Source organism: Pseudorhodoferax aquiterrae (assembly GCF_014652235.1).
Classification (GTDB): Bacteria; Pseudomonadota; Gammaproteobacteria; order Burkholderiales; family Burkholderiaceae_C; genus Pseudorhodoferax; species Pseudorhodoferax aquiterrae.
In genome coordinates this window covers 224,411-241,344 of record NZ_BMYK01000006.1, presented here as the reverse complement: position 1 = coordinate 241,344, position 16,934 = coordinate 224,411, and the positions used below count along the sequence as shown (strand labels likewise).

19 protein-coding genes are annotated in these 16,934 nt (G+C 69.4%); 9 read left to right on the top strand and 10 right to left on the bottom strand.

Annotated features, from left to right (window positions below; translation table 11 throughout):
- Nucleotides 1-24: 24 nt before the first annotated feature.
- The gene (locus IE209_RS13030) at nt 25-774 is read right to left on the bottom strand and encodes a GntR family transcriptional regulator (RefSeq protein ID WP_189687377.1); all 750 of its coding nucleotides are present in this window, start codon (nt 772-774) and stop codon (nt 25-27) included.
- A 247-nt stretch (nt 775-1,021) separates the two neighbouring features.
- On the opposite strand from IE209_RS13030, the gene IE209_RS13025 reads away from it, so the two are divergent.
- The 6 genes from IE209_RS13025 to IE209_RS13000 all read left to right on the top strand — a co-directional run bounded on the left by IE209_RS13025 (nt 1,022) and on the right by IE209_RS13000 (nt 7,284).
- A complete protein-coding gene (locus IE209_RS13025; RefSeq protein ID WP_189687376.1) occupies nt 1,022-2,203 on the top strand; it encodes a pyridoxal phosphate-dependent aminotransferase in 1,182 nt (393 codons plus the stop codon).
- A 197-nt stretch (nt 2,204-2,400) separates the two neighbouring features.
- Nucleotides 2,401-3,282, top strand: coding sequence for an alpha/beta fold hydrolase (locus tag IE209_RS13020; RefSeq protein WP_189687375.1), 882 nt, complete (start codon nt 2,401-2,403; stop codon nt 3,280-3,282).
- Nucleotides 3,282-4,523 carry a hydantoinase/carbamoylase family amidase gene (locus IE209_RS13015; RefSeq protein WP_189687374.1) on the top strand — a complete coding sequence of 414 codons (1,242 nt, stop codon included), beginning with the start codon at nt 3,282-3,284 and terminating at the stop codon, nt 4,521-4,523. Before IE209_RS13020 ends, IE209_RS13015 begins: the two co-directional genes overlap by 1 nt.
- A complete protein-coding gene (locus IE209_RS13010) occupies nt 4,516-5,295 on the top strand; it encodes a class II aldolase/adducin family protein (RefSeq protein ID WP_189687373.1) in 780 nt (259 codons plus the stop codon). Before IE209_RS13015 ends, IE209_RS13010 begins: the two co-directional genes overlap by 8 nt.
- A gap of 43 nt (nt 5,296-5,338) precedes the next feature.
- Complete coding sequence (locus tag IE209_RS13005; protein WP_189687372.1) at nt 5,339-6,352, top strand: ABC transporter substrate-binding protein; 1,014 nt, start codon at nt 5,339-5,341, stop codon at nt 6,350-6,352.
- Nucleotides 6,352-7,284: a cupin domain-containing protein gene (locus IE209_RS13000; RefSeq protein ID WP_189687371.1), complete on the top strand. Its 933-nt coding sequence runs from the start codon at nt 6,352-6,354 to the stop codon at nt 7,282-7,284. Before IE209_RS13005 ends, IE209_RS13000 begins: the two co-directional genes overlap by 1 nt.
- Nucleotides 7,285-7,324: 40 nt before the next feature.
- Here the strand turns inward: IE209_RS13000 and IE209_RS12995 are convergent, their stop codons facing one another.
- The 4 genes from IE209_RS12995 to IE209_RS12980 are packed head-to-tail and all read right to left on the bottom strand — an operon-like array spanning nt 7,325 to nt 11,031.
- A complete protein-coding gene (locus IE209_RS12995; RefSeq protein WP_229882830.1) occupies nt 7,325-8,611 on the bottom strand; it encodes an LLM class flavin-dependent oxidoreductase in 1,287 nt (428 codons plus the stop codon).
- Nucleotides 8,612-8,622: 11 nt separating this feature from the next.
- On the bottom strand, nt 8,623-9,363 hold the full coding sequence (locus tag IE209_RS12990) for an ABC transporter permease (protein ID WP_229882829.1): 741 nt from the start codon (nt 9,361-9,363) through the stop codon (nt 8,623-8,625).
- Nucleotides 9,364-9,368: 5 nt separating this feature from the next.
- Nucleotides 9,369-10,199, bottom strand: a complete 831-nt coding sequence (locus IE209_RS12985; protein WP_229882828.1) for an ABC transporter permease — start codon at nt 10,197-10,199, stop codon at nt 9,369-9,371.
- 7 nt (nt 10,200-10,206) lie between these two features.
- Nucleotides 10,207-11,031, bottom strand: coding sequence for an ABC transporter ATP-binding protein (locus IE209_RS12980; protein WP_189687368.1), 825 nt, complete (start codon nt 11,029-11,031; stop codon nt 10,207-10,209).
- A gap of 148 nt (nt 11,032-11,179) precedes the next feature.
- On the opposite strand from IE209_RS12980, the gene IE209_RS12975 reads away from it, so the two are divergent.
- Nucleotides 11,180-11,731: a flavin reductase gene (locus tag IE209_RS12975; protein ID WP_229882827.1), complete on the top strand. Its 552-nt coding sequence runs from the start codon at nt 11,180-11,182 to the stop codon at nt 11,729-11,731.
- Between the two features lie 67 nt (nt 11,732-11,798).
- On the opposite strand, the gene IE209_RS12970 is transcribed toward IE209_RS12975, so the two are convergent.
- A complete protein-coding gene (locus IE209_RS12970) occupies nt 11,799-12,362 on the bottom strand; it encodes a TMEM165/GDT1 family protein (RefSeq protein ID WP_189687367.1) in 564 nt (187 codons plus the stop codon).
- Nucleotides 12,363-12,796: 434 nt separating this feature from the next.
- Between IE209_RS12970 and rbp (IE209_RS12965) the strand changes: the two genes are divergently transcribed.
- Both rbp (IE209_RS12965) and rbp (IE209_RS12960) read left to right on the top strand, forming a co-directional pair.
- Nucleotides 12,797-13,096, top strand: coding sequence for an RNA-binding regulator (rbp, locus tag IE209_RS12965; RefSeq protein WP_145549781.1), 300 nt, complete (start codon nt 12,797-12,799; stop codon nt 13,094-13,096).
- A 216-nt stretch (nt 13,097-13,312) separates the two neighbouring features.
- Nucleotides 13,313-13,849 (top strand): RNA-binding regulator, encoded by a 537-nt coding sequence (rbp, locus tag IE209_RS12960; protein ID WP_189687366.1) that lies wholly within the window; start codon nt 13,313-13,315, stop codon nt 13,847-13,849.
- 73 nt (nt 13,850-13,922) lie between these two features.
- Here rbp (IE209_RS12960) and IE209_RS12955 read toward each other — a convergent pair whose 3' ends face one another.
- Genes IE209_RS12955 through IE209_RS12940 form a run of 4 tightly spaced genes read right to left on the bottom strand, consistent with a single transcriptional unit; the run spans nt 13,923 to nt 16,900 of the window.
- A complete protein-coding gene (locus IE209_RS12955) occupies nt 13,923-14,705 on the bottom strand; it encodes an SDR family oxidoreductase (protein ID WP_189687365.1) in 783 nt (260 codons plus the stop codon).
- A gap of 4 nt (nt 14,706-14,709) precedes the next feature.
- The gene (lptC, locus tag IE209_RS12950; RefSeq protein WP_189687462.1) at nt 14,710-15,324 is read right to left on the bottom strand and encodes an LPS export ABC transporter periplasmic protein LptC; all 615 of its coding nucleotides are present in this window, start codon (nt 15,322-15,324) and stop codon (nt 14,710-14,712) included.
- Nucleotides 15,325-15,326: 2 nt separating this feature from the next.
- Entirely contained in the window at nt 15,327-15,902 is a 576-nt protein-coding gene (locus IE209_RS12945) for a KdsC family phosphatase (protein WP_189687364.1), read from the bottom strand.
- Nucleotides 15,902-16,900: a KpsF/GutQ family sugar-phosphate isomerase gene (locus IE209_RS12940; protein ID WP_189687363.1), complete on the bottom strand. Its 999-nt coding sequence runs from the start codon at nt 16,898-16,900 to the stop codon at nt 15,902-15,904. Before IE209_RS12940 ends, IE209_RS12945 begins: the two co-directional genes overlap by 1 nt.
- Between the last annotated feature and the right edge of the window lie 34 nt (nt 16,901-16,934).

Sequence of the window (16,934 nt, the reverse complement as noted above, 5' to 3'; positions counted from 1 at the left end):
AGGGGAACGAGAGAAACGGGAGGCTCACAGGCCGGGGAGGTGCGTGGAAATCGCTGCGATCAGGTCGACCATGTCGTCCTGCAGCAGCGTCACGTGGTCGACGGCCGCGGCGAACGCGGCGTCGGGATCGTTGCGGTCGAGCGCGTCCAGGATGGCCTGGTGCTCGCCGATGGTGGCCGCCATGCGGCCGGGCTGGAAGGTCACGTGCCGGCGGTACACGCCCACGCGCTTGCGCAGGCGGTGCGTCTGCTCGGAGAGATAGCTGGTGTTGGAGGCGTCGTACAGCGCCTCGTGGAACTCGCGGTTGACCTCGTAGAAGCTTTCGTGGTCGCCGATCTCCAGCAGCTCCACCAGGCGCTTGTGGATGGCGACCAGGTTGGCGCGCTGGGCCGGCGTGGCGCGGCGCGCCGCGTACTTGGCGCACAGGCCTTCGCTGACGGCCATCATCTGGAACATCTCGATCAGCACGGGCACCGAGATCGTCGCCACGCACACGCCCTGGTGGCCGCGCATGTCCACGAGGCCATTGCCGGCCAGCGACTTGAGCGCCTCGCGCAGCGGCGTGCGCGAGACCTGGAAGCGCTCGACGAGCTCGGCCTCGTCCAGCCGCGTGCCGGGCTTGAGCGCGCCGCTAACGATCAGGCCCTCCAGCGTTTCCTGCAGTTCGTCGGCCAGCGTGACGGACTTGTCCCGGGCGCGTTCGCGCGGCGTCGAAGCCGGCGCCTTGCGCGCCTTGCCGCGGCTCTTCTTGTCGTTGGTGTCTACGGTCGTCATGTCGTTCTTGGACAGGGGTGGACGGTGGCGCTGGCACCCGCTGCACTGCGGTGGCCATCGACATATACGGTTCCGCAAAAGCAGTATCCATGCCACGCGCAGCACCCCACTGACGCGCCGCTGCACTGCCGATCTTGGTGCTCGTGCAAATCGAAAATACAAAAACGCCGTTTTTGGATGCACCGAATGCCTGCGCTGTGCACCCAAACAGGGAGCGTCGGCGAAAAAAGGGCCACGAATGCATGGCATGGCATCTGCTTTGCCCTCGCCGATGACCGCCAACACCAGCACCACCCCGCGCCCCTTCGAACTGCGCAACGCGTATTTCGACCGGCTTTGCAACACCCCCGGCCTGATGTGGCTGGGCCAGAACACCAACCACTTCGACCCCCATCCCTCGGTGCTCGAGGCCGCCGTCGCCGCGCTGCAGGACGGCAGCTTCCACGCCTACGCGCCGCCTTGCGGCTTCGAGGCGCTGCGCCAGCTCATCGTGGACGACGTGGGCGTGCCGGGCATGTCGGCCTTCGTGACCGACGGCGCCGTGGAAGCGCTCTACAACGTGTGCAGCAACGTCTGCGTACCGGGCACCGACTTCGTCACCACCGACCCGAGCTGGGCCTGGCCCATGCACTTCGCGCGCAAGGCCGGCGCCCGCGTGGTGGAGCTGCCGATCTACGACGCAGCGCAGGGCTACAAGCTCACGCCCGAGCAGCTGCGCGCGGCCGTGACCGACCAGACCCGCGTGGTCTACCTCGTGGACCCGAACAACCCGCTGGGCACCTGCCACACGGCGGCCGAGATCGAGGCCTTCTGCGACATCGCGCGTTCCGTCGGCGCCTACTTCATCCACGACGCCACGTATTCGCAGTTCGCCGAGGGCTTCAGCCCCGCGCTGCGCTACTACCCGGAGAAGGCGATCCTGACCTACAGCTTTTCCAAGTGGCTGGGCCTGGCCGGCATGCGCCTGGGCGCGGTGGTCGCCAACCCGGACATCATCGAATTGCTGGCCACGGCCCCGCCGAACAACCTGGGCAGCAACGTGGTGTCGCAGCGCGCCGCCATTGCCGGCCTGCAAAGCAAGGCCGAATGGTTCCCCGCCGTGCTGGCCCGGCTGCGCGCCAACCAGAAGGCCGTGTACGAGGCGGTGCAGCGCATCCCCGGCCTGCACATCCCGGTCTACCCGTCCAACGCCAACCTGCTCGTGATCGAAACCGTGGACGCCGGCATCCGCCCCGAGGCGCTGGTGGAGGCCTACCAGCAGGAGGGCGTGATGATCCGCCAGGGCACCTACCACACCAAGCGCTTCGGCGACCGCTTCGTCAAGGTCAGCCTGAGCGTGCCCGAGGCCTGGGCCGCGCACTTCTGCGAACTGTTGCCGGCCATGGTCGAGAAGGCCCGCCGCATGCCCGTCTCCACCGCCCTGTTCTAAATGAATCCACCCCGTTTGGATGTCTCACTTCGTGTAGACATCCCATCCCCCTCCAGGGGCGCCGCCAGCGGCCGGGCAGAGCCCGTTCCGCGGCGTCCGCTGGCATGGCCGTCTCCGCGGCCACTTGAACCTTTGCTTGCGACCCGGCCTTGTGTCCTGCAGTTGGTGCGCGGCACGACGAATCGTTGGAGAAAGAGATGCCCATGATCACCACCCGCGACGGCACGCGTCTGCATGTCGAGGAAGCCGGCTCCGGCACGCCCATCGTGTTCGTGCACGAGTTCGGCGGCGACCACCGCAGCTGGGAGCCGCAGATGCGCTACTTCACGCGGCGCTACCGCTGCATCACCTACGGCGCGCGCGGCTACCCGCCATCGGACGTGCCCACCGATGTGGAGCGCTACTCGCAGGCCATCGCCACCGACGACATCGCCGACGTGATGACGGCCCTGGGCATCGCGAAGGCGCACATCGTCGGCCTGTCCATGGGCGGCTTCGCCACGCTGCATTTCGGCCTGCGCTATCCCGAGCGCGCGCTGTCGCTGGTGGTGGCTGGTGCCGGCTACGGCGCCGAGAAGCAGTACGAGGACTACTTCCGCAATGTGTCGCTGGAAGTGGCGCGCAGGTTCGAGGAACTGGGCGCGGTGGAGTTCGCCAAGATCTACTCGACGGCGGCCTCGCGCATCGTGTTCCAGCAGAAGGATCCGCGCGGCTGGCAGGAATTCGCGACCCAGCTCGCCGAGCATTCGGCCGTGGGCTCGGCCCGCACCATGCAGGGCGTGCAGGCGCGCCGACCCTCCATCTACGACCTGGAAGCCGAGCTCAAGCAAATGCAGGTGCCCACGCTGGTCGTGGTCGGCGACGAGGACGACCACTGCCTGCAGCCCGGCCTGTTCCTCAAGCGCACGGTGCCCGCCAGCGGTCTGCTCGTGCTGCCCAAGACCGGCCACACGCTCAACATCGACGAGCCCGCACTGTTCAACCAGTTCGTGTCGGACTTCCTCGCCACGGTGGAGCAGAACAAGTGGCTGCCGCGCGACCCGCGCTCGGTGCCGGCCGAAATCATGAAGACGTCGTGATGGCCGCACCGTCCTCCTTCGTCAGCGCGCAGCGGCTGTGGGACAGCCTGCAGGCCATGGCGCGCTTCGGTGCCACGGCCGCGGGCGGCGTGAACCGCCAGGCCCTGTCCGCCGAAGACACGGCGGCCCAGGCCGAGCTGGTGCGCTGGGGCCAAGCCACCGGCATGCTGGCCAGCCGCGACGCGGCCGGCAACCTGTTCCTGCGCCTGCCTGGCAGCGACGCGAGCGCCTCGCCCGTGCTGAGCGGCTCGCACCTGGACAGCCAACCCACGGGCGGAAAATTCGACGGCGCCTACGGCGTGCTGGCCGCCTTCGAGGCCGCGCGTGCCATCCGTGCGGCCGGTGTGGTGCCGCGCCGCGCCATCGACGTGGTGGCCTGGATGAACGAGGAGGGCTCGCGCTTCGCGCCCGGCATGATGGGCTCGGCCGTGTTCGCGGGCGACCGCCCGCTCGACGCCGTCCTGGCCGCGCAGGACGCGCAGGGCGTGCGCGTGGGCGAGGCCCTGGCCGTGCAGCAGCAAAGCCTGGCCCACGTGCCGCTGCGCCCGTTGGGCGGCGCCGTGCATGCCTTCGTGGAGGCCCACATCGAGCAGGGCCCGGTGCTCGAGCGCGAGGGCTATCCGGTGGGCATCGTGAGCGGCATCCAGGGCAAGCACACCTTCCGCGTGGAGGTGACCGGCGAGGCCGCACATGCCGGCACCTCGCAGCGCAGCGAGCGCAAGGACGCGCTGCTGGCCGCCACCGCCATGGTGCAATCGCTGGCCGCGGCCTTCCACGACGTGGAGGACATCACCAAGTTCACGATCGGCCGCTTCGAGGTGCTGCCCAACGCGCCTTCCGTGGTGGCCGCCAGGGTGGTCTTCTCGATCGATCTGCGCCACCCCGACACGGCCCGGCTGCGCGCCATGAGCGCGCAGGTCGAGCACCTGTGCGCGGCCGCGCGCGGGCCCTGCGCGGTGAACGTGCAACGCCTGTCGGCCGCCGACTCGTTGGAATTTCCCGAGGCGCTGCGCCAGCGCGCACGCGCGGTGGCCGACCGGCTCGCCACGCCCTGGCGCGACCTGCCCTCGGCCGCGGGCCACGACGCGCGCTACCTGCACGCGGTCACGCCCACGGCCATGCTGTTCGTGCCCTGCCACTTGGGGCTCACCCACAACGAAGCCGAGTCGGCCACGCCCTCGGACCTGGCCGCCGGCACCCGCGTGCTGGCCGATCTCTTGCTGGAGCTCGCCAATGACTAGACCGTCCCACATCGACGACGCCGAATGGCAGGCCCGCGTCGACCTTGCCGCGTGCTACCGCCTGGTCGCCCGGCTCGGCCTGGACGACATGGTCTACAACCACATCTCGATGCGCGTGCCGGGCCGGCCAGGGGAGTTCCTGCTGAACCCCTACGGCCTGCTGTTCGAGGAGATCACGGCCTCCAGCCTGGTGCGCATCGACCTGCAAGGCCGCAAGCTGGAAGACACGCCTTATGACGTGAATGCCGCGGCCTTCGTGATCCACGGCGCCATCCACGAGAGCCGGCACGACGCTCTGTGCGTGCTGCACACGCACTCGGACGCCAGCGTGGCGGTGTCGGCCCAGGCCGAGGGCCTGCTGCCGCTGTCGCAGTTCGCGATGCGCTTCTACCAGCGCCAGGCCTTCCATGGCTACGAGGGCGTGGCCATCGACCTGGACGAGCAGACCCGCCTGGTGCGCGACTTCGCCCAGCACCCGGTCATGCTGCTGCGCAACCACGGCCTGCTGACCGTGGGCCGCACGGTGGGCGAGGCCTTCATGCTGCTGTACTACTTCGAGCGTGCCGCGCGCATCCAGCTGCAGATGCAGGCCGCAGCGGCCGGCGGCGCCGGCCCCATCGTCGCGCCCCCGCACGCGGTGTGCGAACACGCGGCGCGCCAGTTCTGGGAGCAGCACGGCGACATCCTGGTCGCGGGCGAACGCGAGTGGCCGGGCCTCATGCGCAAGCTGCGGCGCGACACACCGCCCGGCACGCCGGCCCACGACGACTGAATCTCCCTTTCCATCCCCCCCTTCGTTCCCGAGAGGTTCCCCCATGAAGACGCGTCATTTCCTCCGCACCGTGGCCGCCGCCGTCGCGCTGGCCGCCCTCGCCCCCCTCGCCCAGGCCCAGACCAAAGAGCCCGTGAAGGCCAGCCTGCGCCTGAAGTGGCTCACGCAGACCCAGTTCGCGGGCTTCTACTACGCCCAGGCCAAGGGCTACTACAAGGACGAGGGCATCGACCTCACGATCAACCCGGGCGGGCCCAACCTGCTGACCGAAAACCTGGTGGCCACGGGCGCCGACACCTTCGGCCTGTCCGGTGGCTCGGACAGCGTGATGGCCGGCGTGGACAAGGGCCTGCCCATCGTCTCCATCGGCGTGGCGCACCAGATCACGCCCTTCGTGTTCGTGACCAAGGCCGACAGCCCCATCAAGACGCTCAAGGACTTCGAGGGCAAGAAGGTCACGACCTGGTTCACGGGCGCCAACTACGTGCTGTTCGGCATGCTGGGCCAGGCCGGCATCGACCGCACCAAGGTCGACATCCAGCCGCAGCAGGTCAGCATGACGCCCTTCATCAACGGCGACACCGACGTGGCCACGGCCACGGTCTACAACGAGATGTGGGTCGTGAAGGACAAGCTCGGCGACAAGATCCGCACCTTCCGCGCGGAAGACAGCGGCATCACCTTCCCACGCGACACGCTGATCGTCTCCAAGGACACGGCGCAGAAGAACCCCGAGCTCGTGAAGGCCTTCCTGCGCGCCTCGATCAAGGGCTGGCGCGAGGCCGCGGCCAACCCCAAGGAGGCCGTGGACATCGTCATGAAGGTAGCGCCGACACTGAACCGCGCGCAGCAGGAGTCCATGCTGACCGAGGCCTACAAGCTCATGACGGCCGGCAAGGGCAAGACCGAAGGCCTGTTCACGATCGACCCGACCGCGCTCAAGAGCGCGCACGACTTTCTGCTGGCCAACAAGGTGCTGACCAAGCCGGTGGATGTGGCGGTGGCCTTCGACGACAGCTTCCTGAAGTCGCTGACGGCCGAGCAGCGCAAGCCTTGATGCCGGCCGCCATGCGCATGGCGGCCATGGGGCCGCAACGCCACGCCGCGCCGGCCGATGCGGCGCAGGCGCGCGCGCGCTTCTTCAACTCGGCCAACGCCTTCAACATCCGGTTGCCGCCCGTGCCCGCGCACAGCTTCGCGGCCGAGGCGCGGCGCGCCATGGATCCGCAGGCGCCCACCGGCTGGCAGCCCTGCGACCAATCGCAGGCCATGGGCAGCGGCAACCCTGCCACCACGCCGCTGATGCTGGCGCGCTATGCGCACATCGCGCCGGGCGAGACGCTGGCTTCGCACTTCGTGGCCACGGGCGCCATCTGGTACGTGATCGCCGGCAGCGGCTGCACACAGGAGGGCGCTTGCGCGCTGCTGGCCTGGTCGGCCGGCGACGTGTTCCATGTGCCCGGCACGCGCGATCTGCGCCACACCGCCGGCCCCGAGGGTGCGACGCTGTGGGTCGTGACCGACGAGCCGATGCTGGCCGAAGGGGGCCTCGCGGCGCGCGCGACCGACGAGGGCGTGGTGCACTACCCGGCGGCCGAGATCGCGCGCCAGCTCGCGCTGGTGTACGCGGCCGAGCCCGAGCCCGACACCTCGGGCCGCGCGCTGATCTTCTCGTCCGAGGGCCTCGAGGCCAGCCACAACATCCACCGCACGATGACGCTGTCGCTCAACACGCTGCCGCCCGGCGAGAGCCAGGCCGCGCACCGGCACAACTCGGCCGCCATCACGCTGATCGTGGACGGGGAGGACTGCCACTCCATGGTGGGTGGCGAACGCATTGGCTGGGAGCGCTGGACCACCATGGTCACGCCGCCCGGCGCACCGCATTCGCACCACAACGGCGCTGCCACGCGGCGGGCCCTGTTCCTGATCGTGCAGGACGGGCAGTTTCACTACCGGGCGCGCACCATGGGCTTCGCGCCGGTCTGACACCACGCGACCGCCGGGCTGCGGTCGCCTTCTCTTCGGTTCAGGCCGCCTGCAAGGTCGGGCGGCGCAGGCCCAGCAGCGCGCGCAGCGTGTCGCCCTCGTACGCACGGCGGAACAGCCCGCGCTCCTGCAGCACCGGCACCACCAGGTCGACGAAGTCGTCGAAACCTTCGTGGAAGTACGGAGGCATCACGTTGAAGCCATCGGCCGCGCCGCCCTCGAACCACTGCTGCAAGGTGTCGGCGATGGTTTCGGGCGAACCGCACAGCACCCAGTGGCCGCGCGCGGCCGCCGTCAGGCTGTAGAGGTCGCGCAGGCTCATGTTGTCGCGCCGCGCCTTGGACAGCAGCACGCGCGTGAACGCGTGGTAGGTGTCGGGCAGGGCGAGCTCGGGCACCGGGCCGTCGAGGTCGTACGCCGAGAAGTCGTGGCCGAAGCGTTCGGACAGCACGGCCAGCGCACTGCCGCTGCCGATGAATTCCTGCAGCGCATTGAGCTTGTCGCGCGCCTCGCGGTCGGTGCGGCCGACCACCGGCATCACGCCGGGCAGCACCATCACCTCGCTGGCCGTGCGGCCGAAGCGCGGCAGGCGGTCCTTGAGCGATGCATAGGCGGCGCGCGCCTCGTCGAAGTCCTGCACCACGGAGAACACGACGTCGGCCGTGCGTGCGGCCAGGTCCAGGCCGGGCGCGGAGCCGCCGGCCTGCAGCACCACGGGCCGGCCCTGCGGCGTGCGGCCGATGTTCAGCGGGCCCTGCACCTTGAAGAAGGCACCATCGTGGTTCAGCGCGCGCACCTGCGCCGGGTCGATGTACAGGCCGCTCGCGCGGTCGGCCACGATGGCCTCGTCGGTCCAGCCGTCCCACAGGCCCTTGACCACGTCGACGAACTCGCCGGCCATCTCGTAGCGGCGCGCATGGTCCGGGTGGACCTTGCCGAAGTTGGCGGCGGTGCCCGCGTGCGAGGTGGTGACCGCGTTCCACGCCGCACGGCCGCCGCTGATGTGGTCGAGCGAGGCGAACATGCGCGCCACGGTGTAAGGGTCGCTGTAGGTCGTGGACACCGTGGCCCCCAGCCCGATGTGGCGCGTGGACATGGCCAGCGCCGACAGCATGGTCAGCGGCTCCAGCCGCAGCGTGTACGACGGATGGGCCTTGGGGTCGGCGTACAGGTTGTCGCCCATGAAGATCAGGTCGAAGCAGCCGCGTTCCGCGGTCTGCCCGATCTTCTGGATGGCGGCGAAGTCCTGGAAGCTGTCGACCGCGCCCGGCATGCGCCAGCCGGCGGTGTGGCTGCCCGTTCCCAGCAGGAACAGGCCGAGATGCATCTGTCGTCGTGTCATTTCCAGAAAACCGTCCTGCGTTCGATGAAGCTCACGATGCCGAAGAAGAGCAGGCTGGCGGCCGATGCCACGAAGACCGCGGCCCAGACCTGCACGAAGTCCACCTGCACCACGGCCTGGTAGATCAAGAGGCCCAGCCCGGCCTGCGCACCCAGCATCTCGGTGACCACGGCGATCAGCACGCTGCGCGCGGTGGCCACGCGCAGGCCCGCGAACATGAGCGGCAGCGCCGTAGGCAGCCGCAGCCGCCACAGGATGGCCAGGCGGCTGGCGCCGAAGCTGCGCATGAGGTCCACGCTGCGGCGGTCCACGCGGTCCAGGCCCGACAGCGTGGACAGGAACAGCGTGAACGCGATGGCCAGCGCCACCATGACGTACTTGGACGACATGCCCATGCCGAACCACAGCAGCACGAGTGGCGACCAGGCGATCACGGGCACGGAGTTGAAGGCCGTGGCAGCCGGCAGCACGGCACCGCGCACGCGCGGCACCATGGTGACCCAGATGGCGCCGCCGATGCCGATCAGCGCGCCCAGCGCGTAGCCGACCAGGGCCTCGGTGACGGTGACGCCGGCGGCGCGCGTCAGCACCGTGCGCATGTCCCAGATCGAACCGAAGATCTGGCTGATGGCCGGCAGCGTGTACGCCGGCAGCTGGAAGCCGCGCGCCACGCCCTCCCACAACGCGACCAGCAGCACGGCGCCCAGGATGCCGCGTTGCGCGGCGAGCGGAACCATCGGCCTCATTGCTCGGCTCCCCAGAACACGAGGCGGCGTTCAATGAAGGCCACCACGCCGTAGAACAGCGTGCCCAGCAGCGCGCAGCACAGCAGCGCGGCCCACAGGCCCACCGCGTTCTCGTTGAACATCGCCTGCAGCAGCAGCACCCCGAGGCCCGTGGTGTCGCCGAACCACTCGCCGACGATGGCGCCGACCAGGCTCAGCGAGGCGCCCAGGCGCAAGGCCACGAAGATCTGCGGCAGCGCGGTCGGGAACTGCAGCTGGCGCATGAGCTGGCCGCGGGTGGCGCCGAAGCTGCGCATCAGATCCACCTGGCGTGGGTCCACCGAACGCAGGCCGACCAGCGTGTTGACCGTGACCGGGAAGAAGGTCACGTAGAACGCGATGATGGCCTTGGCCAGCATGGTGTTGCCGAACCAGAGCACGACCAGGGCACCGAAGGCGATGACCGGAATCGTCTGCGACACGATGAACAGCGGGAACACCATGTCGCGCAGCACCGGCGCACGGTAGAACAGGACACCGATGCCGATGCCGAACACGGCGCCGGCCGAAAAGCCCATCAGTGCCTCGCTCAGCGTGCGCACGAAGCCGCTCCAGTACGCGTCGGGCGTGGCGACGATGGCCTGCAGCACGAGGCTCAGGCGCGGCAGGTAGTGCGGTTGGACCGACAGCAGCACGACGGCCGCTTCCCAGACGATGCCGACCGCGAGCAGGGCCAGCGCCACGCGCGCCGCGCGGCGCAAGGCGCCGTTCGTGGCGGGGCGCGGCGGCGCGCTGGCGGCGCGTGCGACGGTCATGCCCGCAGGTGCGGAGAGGGGGGGGCTGGACATCGCGGGCTCAGGCGTGGGCGGGGCGCGCTGCCGTCGCCTGGAAGGACTTCATGCTTTCCTCCTCGATGGCGTCGAGCAGGATGCGCTTTTGGCGGATGAATGCGGGGTCGGTCAGCAGCTCGGGCTTGCGCGGGCGCGGCAGGTCGACCTTCAGCTCGAGCTTGATGCGGCCGGGCCGCGCCGTCATGGCCAGCACGCGGTCGCCCAGGAACAGGGCCTCGTCCACGTCGTGCGTGATGAAAAGGATGGTGCGCTTGTGCTGCTGCCACACGTCCAGCAGCCAGCGCTGCATCATGGTGCGCGTGAGTGCGTCGAGCGCGCCGAAGGGCTCGTCCAGCAGCATCAGGTCGCGCTTGAACATAAAGGTGCGCATCAGCGCCACGCGCTGACGCATGCCGCCGGAGAGCTGGTGCGGGTACTGGTTCTCGAAACCGGCCAGGCCGAACTCCGGCAGCATGCGCAGCGCCAGTGCGCGGGCCTCGGCACGTGGCATGCCTTCGATCTCGATGGCCAGGATGGCGTTGTCGATCACGGTGCGCCAGGGCAGCAGCAGGTCGCGCTGCGGCATGAAGGACACGCGGCCCAGCAGCTCGTGCGCGTGCACCGAGCGGTCCTCGAAGCGCAGCACGCCGCCGGCATCGGGCTCGTCCAGGCCGGCCACCATGTTGAACAGCGTGCTCTTGCCGCAACCGCTGGGGCCGACCACGGTGACCAGTTCGCCTGGCGCGATCGCCACGTCCAGGCCGGCCACGGCCTGCACCGGCCCGAAGGTCTTGTGGATGTTGCGCATCTCGAGCAGGGGGCCCGCAGGGGTGGAAATCGGCCCGCTCATCGCGCTGCTCCGAAGGTGTGACGTGGCTTCATGCCCCGAGAAAAGCAACAGCCATGCCACGTGCACACCAAAGTTCCACTTCTCGGACACGCGTCCCACAGATGGGTATGCAAATTGCTCGAATCTGGATATTTCTCGAAGCCACACCATGCGCATGACCTCCGAAACCACCTTGCCGGCCTCCTGCAGCCCGGCGCCCGAAAGCTCACCTTTGAATGCCCGGGACTTCCGCGACGGCATGGCCCGCATGGGCGGTGCCGTGCACCTGGTGACCAGCGATGGTCCGCAGGGCTGGGCCGGCTTCGCGGCCTCGGCCGTCTGCAGCGTCACCGACGATCCGCCGACGCTGCTGGTGTGCCTGCGGCGCGACTCGTCGGCCCACGCCGCCGTCACCGGCAACGGCGTGCTGTGCGTGAACACACTGGAGGCCGACCACCAGGCCTTGTCGGCCCTCTTCGGAGGCAAGACGCCGATGGACACGCGGCGTGCGGCGGCCGACTGGGCGCAGCTGGCCACCGGTGCGCCGGTGCTGGCAGACGCGCGCGTGGCCTTCGATTGCCGCATCGCGCACAGCCTGGGCATGGGCACGCACGATGTGCTGTTCTGCGAGGTGCTGGCCGTCGCGCACGGGGCCTCGGCGCAGGGCGGCCTCTACTACACGGAACGCCAGTACCGGCGGCTGGCGCCGCTGCCCGCCTGATGGCAGAGACGGGGCGCCGAATCGGGGCGGCGGCGCACGCCGGCAGGGCATGGCGCCCCGCCATGGGTCAGGCGCCGAGCAGCGCGATGAGGCCCAGCACCAGGAAGATCACGGCAGAGACCAGGTGCACCGCGCGCACCGGCACGCGCCGCACCAGCTTGTCGCCCAGCCAGACGGCCGGCGCGTTGGCGAGCATCATGCCCAGCGTGGTGCCGGCGACCACCCAGGCCAGCGCGGCCTCGTAGCGCGCGGCCAGCATGACGGTGGCGATCTGCGTCTTGTCGCCGATCTCGGCCAGGAAGAACAGGACCACCGTGGTGCCGAACACGCCCAGGCGCGGCGCCTTGTCGCCCGCGTCGTCGTCGATCTTGTCGGGGATCAGCATCCAGACGGCCATGGCCAGGAAGGACACACCCAGGACGATGCGCAGGGTGGATGGGCTGACCATGGACTGGATCCAGGCGCCGACGGCGCCTGCCGCGGCGTGGTTGGCCAGCGTGGCCACCAGGATGCCGGCGACGATGGGCCAGGGCTTGCGGAACCGCGCGGCCAGCAGCAGGGCCAGCAACTGCGTCTTGTCGCCCATTTCGGCGAGCGCGACGATGCCGGTGGAGATCAGAAAGGCTTCCAAGAAAACACTCCGGCCGGGATGCGACACCAATGACTGACGACAGCTTTCCCGGCACGAGAAGCTGCGCAGTCAAAGGTCTCGCTGAAACCCCGTGGTCGCTGGCCCGTTGCAGGCCCGCCGTCGGTGGTTCGTTTGCGCCATGTCGGCCGCAGGCGCGGCACGAACAAGTCTGTTGACGCAAACCCCTCTCGCGCGAAGCGAAGGTTGGCTACTCCCCCAAGACGGGCGCGATTGTAGCCTCGGGCCGACCAGGGGCCCGTTTCAGTATTCGCGTTTATCCCTAGCCACACTCGTTCGCAAACCGAACAAGTGCTCGCATAATGGTCAATTCATGCGCCTGCGAGGCGCATGCAGTTGCGGTGTTCGGTCAGTTCGGTCAGCGGGCGGCTCCCCCATCGCGTGCGTTTCGAGATTCGATTTCCAAGGAGTCCTGCGTGGGCAACAGACTGTATGTGGGCAACCTGCCCTATTCCTTCCGCGACGACGACATGCACCAGGCATTCAGCCCGTTCGGCAACATCGCCAGCGCCAAGGTCATGATGGAGCGCGACACCGGTCGCTCCAAGGGCTTCGGTTTCGTCGAGATGTCGAGCGCAGCAGAAGCCCAGGCAGCCATCGAAGGCCTGCACGGCCAGAGCGTCGGCGGCCGGGCCCTGGTGGTCAATGAAGCGCGCCCGCTGGAGCCCCGCCCGCCGCGCAGCGGTGGCTTTGGCGGCGAACGCAGCCGCTACTGAGACGGTTTCGGGGTTCTCACCACGGATTGGTGCTTTTCACGTTGAAAATTTTCACGTGATTGGTGTTTCTTTCCGATCTGAAGGCATATGATGGTAGAGCGTGTGCCCTGCGTACATGCGGCTTGCGGTGTCGGCCAGTTCCGCGTCCTTGAGTTCTGCAGATTGCGTTTTCGGGACTCCATCGCTTTTTCTTTGTGTTTTTGAGGAGTCCCTTCAATGGGCAACAAACTGTACGTTGGCAACCTGCCTTACTCGGTTCGCGACAGCGACCTGGAGCAGTCCTTCAGCCAATTCGGCACCGTGACCAGCGCCAAGGTCATGATGGAGCGCGACACCGGCCGTTCCAAGGGTTTCGGCTTCGTCGAAATGAGCTCTGACGCGGAAGCACAGGCCGCCATCAACGGCATGAACGGTCAGTCGCTGGGCGGCCGCAGCTGTGTCGTCAACGAAGCACGCCCCATGGAAGCGCGTCCCCCGCGCAGCGGCGGCTACGGCGGCGGCGGCGGCTACGGCGGTGGCGGTGGTGGCGGCTACGGTGGTGGTGGCGGCGGCTACGGCGGTGGCCGCAGCGGTGGCGGCGGCTACGGCGGTGGCGGCCGTGGTGGCGACAGCTACGGTGGCGGTGGCCGCGGTGGCGACAGCTACGGCGGTGGTGGCCGCAGCGGCGGCGGTGGTGGCGACGGCGGTTTCCGCAGCCCCTACGGCTCCGGCCCGCGCGGCGGCGGCCGTGGCGGCAACAACAACAACTACTGATCGCTGCACCGGCGACGGCAGAACAAGGCTCCTTCGGGAGCCTTTTTGCTGGGCGCGTGTTGTTGCTGCGGTCTCAGCCGCCTGCGCCCTGGCGCGGCTTGCGCGCACGGCCGACCAGCAGTCTGTCGAACCAGGCATTGGGCAGCGCGCGCATGAGTTTGGCGACCACGCCCATCTGCCAGGGGATCACGCGGTAACTGACCCCGCCCTCGATCGCCGCATAGGCCTTGTCGGCAAAGCGTTCGGCCGTCATCAGGAACGGCATGCCGTAGCGGTTGCGGCGCGTGAGCGGCGTGTCGATGTAGCCCGGTGTGATGGTCACGACCTTCACGCCGGACGGGCGCAGTTCGCCGCGCAGGCTTTCGCAGTAGGAGATGACGCCGGCCTTGCTCGCGCAGTAGCCCCCGTGGCCGGGCAGGCCGCGGATGCCGGCCACGCTGGCGATGCCCACCAGCGTGCCGCTGCCGCGCGCCCGCATGGGCGCGATGAAGGGGTGGAAGGTGGCGGCCATGCCCAGGTTGTTGACGGCCAGGATGCGCGCGAACACCGCCAGGTCTTCCCGCTCGGCCGTGTCCACACCGATGCTGATGCCGGCATTGGCGATCACCACGTCGGGCAGGCCCTGGTGTTGCAGACACAGCTGCGCGGCGGCGATGATGCTGTCGGCCTCGGCCACGTCGGCGCCGTAGACCGCGACGCGCGCTGGATCCAGGCCTTGCTCGCTGCGCCAGCGCTCGATCTCGTCGGTGCGACGTGCCACCAGCGCCAGCGCGTAGCCGGCCTGGTGGTAGCGCAGCGCCAGCGCCTGACCGATGCCGCTGGACGCGCCTGTGATGAAGGCCAGCGGTGCCGCCATGGTGTCAGGGCTTGCGGCCCGTGACGGTGCCGCGCACGCGGCCATCGAGCTGCAGCAAACGGTCCAGGTTGTCGTAGTCCATGCGGTCGGCCGTGAAGCGGTCGCCGTTGCGCAGCAGTTCCACCGGCAGGTGCGAACGCACGCGCTCCACATTGGTGTAGGCGTGCAGGAACTCGCTGCGCAGCTCCAGGCGCGGCAGCATGCGGCCATCGGCGCCCTTGACGGACTCGCGCACCACCACGGCGTCGCCGAACAGCTGCACCTCGGAGCCGTCGGCATTCGAGAGCGCGCGCTTGGCCGTGGACACCGTCACATGGCCTTGCTCGTTGAGCGAGCGGATGTTGGCGTTGGCGATCTCCAGCGTGTCGGTGTCCGGGTAATGCCAGGCCTGCTCGCCGCGGATGTCGCTGCGCAGCCGGCCACTGGCGTCGAAGGTCTTGACCGAGAAATTGCGCATGAAGTAGTCGGGCTCGTGGTTCACGGGCCGGGCCACGGCGGGCTGCGCCAGCGTGGGCGCGTTGCGCACCAGCCAGTAGGTGCCCAGCGCCAGCAGCACCATGAGCACCAGCGGCAGGTAGATGGACAGGCGCTCCCAGGCATCGCGCAGCAGGGCGAACATCTTCATGCCTGGTAGGGCGCCAGCAGCTCGGCGTAGCGGCCGCGCGCCATCAGCAGCAGGTCGCAGAACTCGCGCGCGGCGCCCTGGCCGCCGGCCATGCGCGTGACGTAGTGGGCCGCAGCCAGCACCTCGGGGTGCGCATGCGGCGGGGCGGCCGCCAGCGCGGCGCGGTTGAGCACGGGAAGGTCGGGCCAGTCGTCGCCGATGGCGCCGGCCGCGCTCCATTCCAGGCCCAGTTCGGCCAGGATGGCTTCGGCAGCGGGGCGCTTGTCTTCCGTGCCGAAGCGGGCATGGACCACGCCCAGGGCCTTCAGCCGCGCGCGCAGCGCCACGGAATCGCGCCCCGTCACCACGGCCGGCGTGATGCCGGCGGCCTGCAGCAGCTTGATGCCCATGCCGTCCAGCGTGTGGAAGCGCTTGATGGTCTCGGCCGCGCCGCGCGCGTCGCCATCGGGCAGCTCGGTGAAGTACAGGCTGCCGTCGGTCAGCACGCCGTCGACGTCGAAGAAGGCCACGCGCACGTCCTGGCCGCGCAGCAGCAGCTCGGGCGGATGGCTCAGCACCGGGGCGCGCGCCATCAGATCACCTTGGCCCGCATGAGGTCGCCGATGTGCACCACGCCGACCAGCGTGCCGGCCGCGTCGACCACCAGCACGGCGGTGATGCGGTGCTGCTCCATGAGCTCGACGGCCTCGGCCGCCAGCGCATCGGCGCGGATGGTGCGCGGCTTGGCGTGCATGACCTCGCCGGCACGCACGGCGCGCAGGTCGCTGCCCTTTTCGACCAGGCGGCGCAGGTCGCCGTCGGTGAACACGCCCTGCACGCGCAGTGCGTCGTCGACGATGGCGGCCAGCCCGCCCTTGGCGCTCATCTCGCGCATCATCTCGGCCAGCGGCGTGTCCGCGGCCACGGTGGGCATCTCGGCGCCGCTGCGCATCACGTCGCTGACATGGGTCAGCAGGCGCCGGCCCAGCGCACCGCCGGGGTGCGAGCGCGCGAAGTCTTCGGCCTTGAAGCCGCGCAGCTCGAGCAGGGCCACGGCCAGTGCGTCGCCCATCACCAGCTGGGCCGTGCTGCTGGCCGTGGGTGCCAGGTTGAGCGGACAGGCTTCCTTCTCGACGCCGCTGTCCAGCACCTCGTCGGCATGGCGCGCCAGCGTGGACTGCAGCCCGCCCGTGATGGCCACGAGCGGCACGCCCTGGCGCTTGAGCACGGGCAGGATCAGGTTGAGCTCGGCGCTCTCGCCGCTGTTGGAAATCGCGATGACGAGGTCCTGCGCGGTCACCATGCCCAGGTCGCCATGGCTGGCCTCGCCCGGGTGCACGAACAGCGCGGGCGTGCCCGTGGACGCCAGCGTGGCGGCGATCTTGCGGCCGACGTGGCCGCTCTTGCCCATGCCCATCACGACCACGCGGCCGCTCAGGTGCAGGATGCGCTGCACGGCGCGCACGAAGCTCTCGCCCACGCGGGCCTTGAGCCCCAGCACGGCCGCGGCCTCGATGTCGAAGGTGGTTTGCGCCAGGCCGATGACCTGTGCCGTGTCCAGCGTCTGGACGCGTTCGCGCGGTGATGTCATGGCGCGAATTCTATCGAGCGCCCCCTGTGGCGCC

Bases quoted from the DNA above. Each gene is read 5' to 3' on its own strand.
- IE209_RS13030 (WP_189687377.1), bottom strand. From the start codon at position 774: ATGACGACCGTAGACACCAACGACAAGAAGAGCCGCGGCAAGGCGCGC.
- IE209_RS13025 (WP_189687376.1), top strand. From the start codon at position 1,022: ATGGCATCTGCTTTGCCCTCGCCGATGACCGCCAACACCAGCACCACC.
- IE209_RS12995 (WP_229882830.1), bottom strand. From the start codon at position 8,611: ATGCATCTCGGCCTGTTCCTGCTGGGAACGGGCAGCCACACCGCCGGC.
- IE209_RS13020 (WP_189687375.1), top strand. From the start codon at position 2,401: ATGCCCATGATCACCACCCGCGACGGCACGCGTCTGCATGTCGAGGAA.
- IE209_RS12975 (WP_229882827.1), top strand. From the start codon at position 11,180: ATGCGCATGACCTCCGAAACCACCTTGCCGGCCTCCTGCAGCCCGGCG.
- IE209_RS12990 (WP_229882829.1), bottom strand. From the start codon at position 9,363: ATGGTTCCGCTCGCCGCGCAACGCGGCATCCTGGGCGCCGTGCTGCTG.
- IE209_RS13005 (WP_189687372.1), top strand. From the start codon at position 5,339: ATGAAGACGCGTCATTTCCTCCGCACCGTGGCCGCCGCCGTCGCGCTG.
- IE209_RS13010 (WP_189687373.1), top strand. From the start codon at position 4,516: ATGACTAGACCGTCCCACATCGACGACGCCGAATGGCAGGCCCGCGTC.
- IE209_RS13000 (WP_189687371.1), top strand. From the start codon at position 6,352: ATGCCGGCCGCCATGCGCATGGCGGCCATGGGGCCGCAACGCCACGCC.
- IE209_RS12980 (WP_189687368.1), bottom strand. From the start codon at position 11,031: ATGAGCGGGCCGATTTCCACCCCTGCGGGCCCCCTGCTCGAGATGCGC.
- IE209_RS12940 (WP_189687363.1), bottom strand. From the start codon at position 16,900: ATGACATCACCGCGCGAACGCGTCCAGACGCTGGACACGGCACAGGTC.
- IE209_RS12985 (WP_229882828.1), bottom strand. From the start codon at position 10,199: ATGTCCAGCCCCCCCCTCTCCGCACCTGCGGGCATGACCGTCGCACGC.
- IE209_RS13015 (WP_189687374.1), top strand. From the start codon at position 3,282: ATGGCCGCACCGTCCTCCTTCGTCAGCGCGCAGCGGCTGTGGGACAGC.
- IE209_RS12955 (WP_189687365.1), bottom strand. From the start codon at position 14,705: ATGGCGGCACCGCTGGCCTTCATCACAGGCGCGTCCAGCGGCATCGGT.
- lptC (WP_189687462.1), bottom strand. From the start codon at position 15,324: ATGTTCGCCCTGCTGCGCGATGCCTGGGAGCGCCTGTCCATCTACCTG.
- rbp (WP_189687366.1), top strand. From the start codon at position 13,313: ATGGGCAACAAACTGTACGTTGGCAACCTGCCTTACTCGGTTCGCGAC.
- IE209_RS12945 (WP_189687364.1), bottom strand. From the start codon at position 15,902: ATGGCGCGCGCCCCGGTGCTGAGCCATCCGCCCGAGCTGCTGCTGCGC.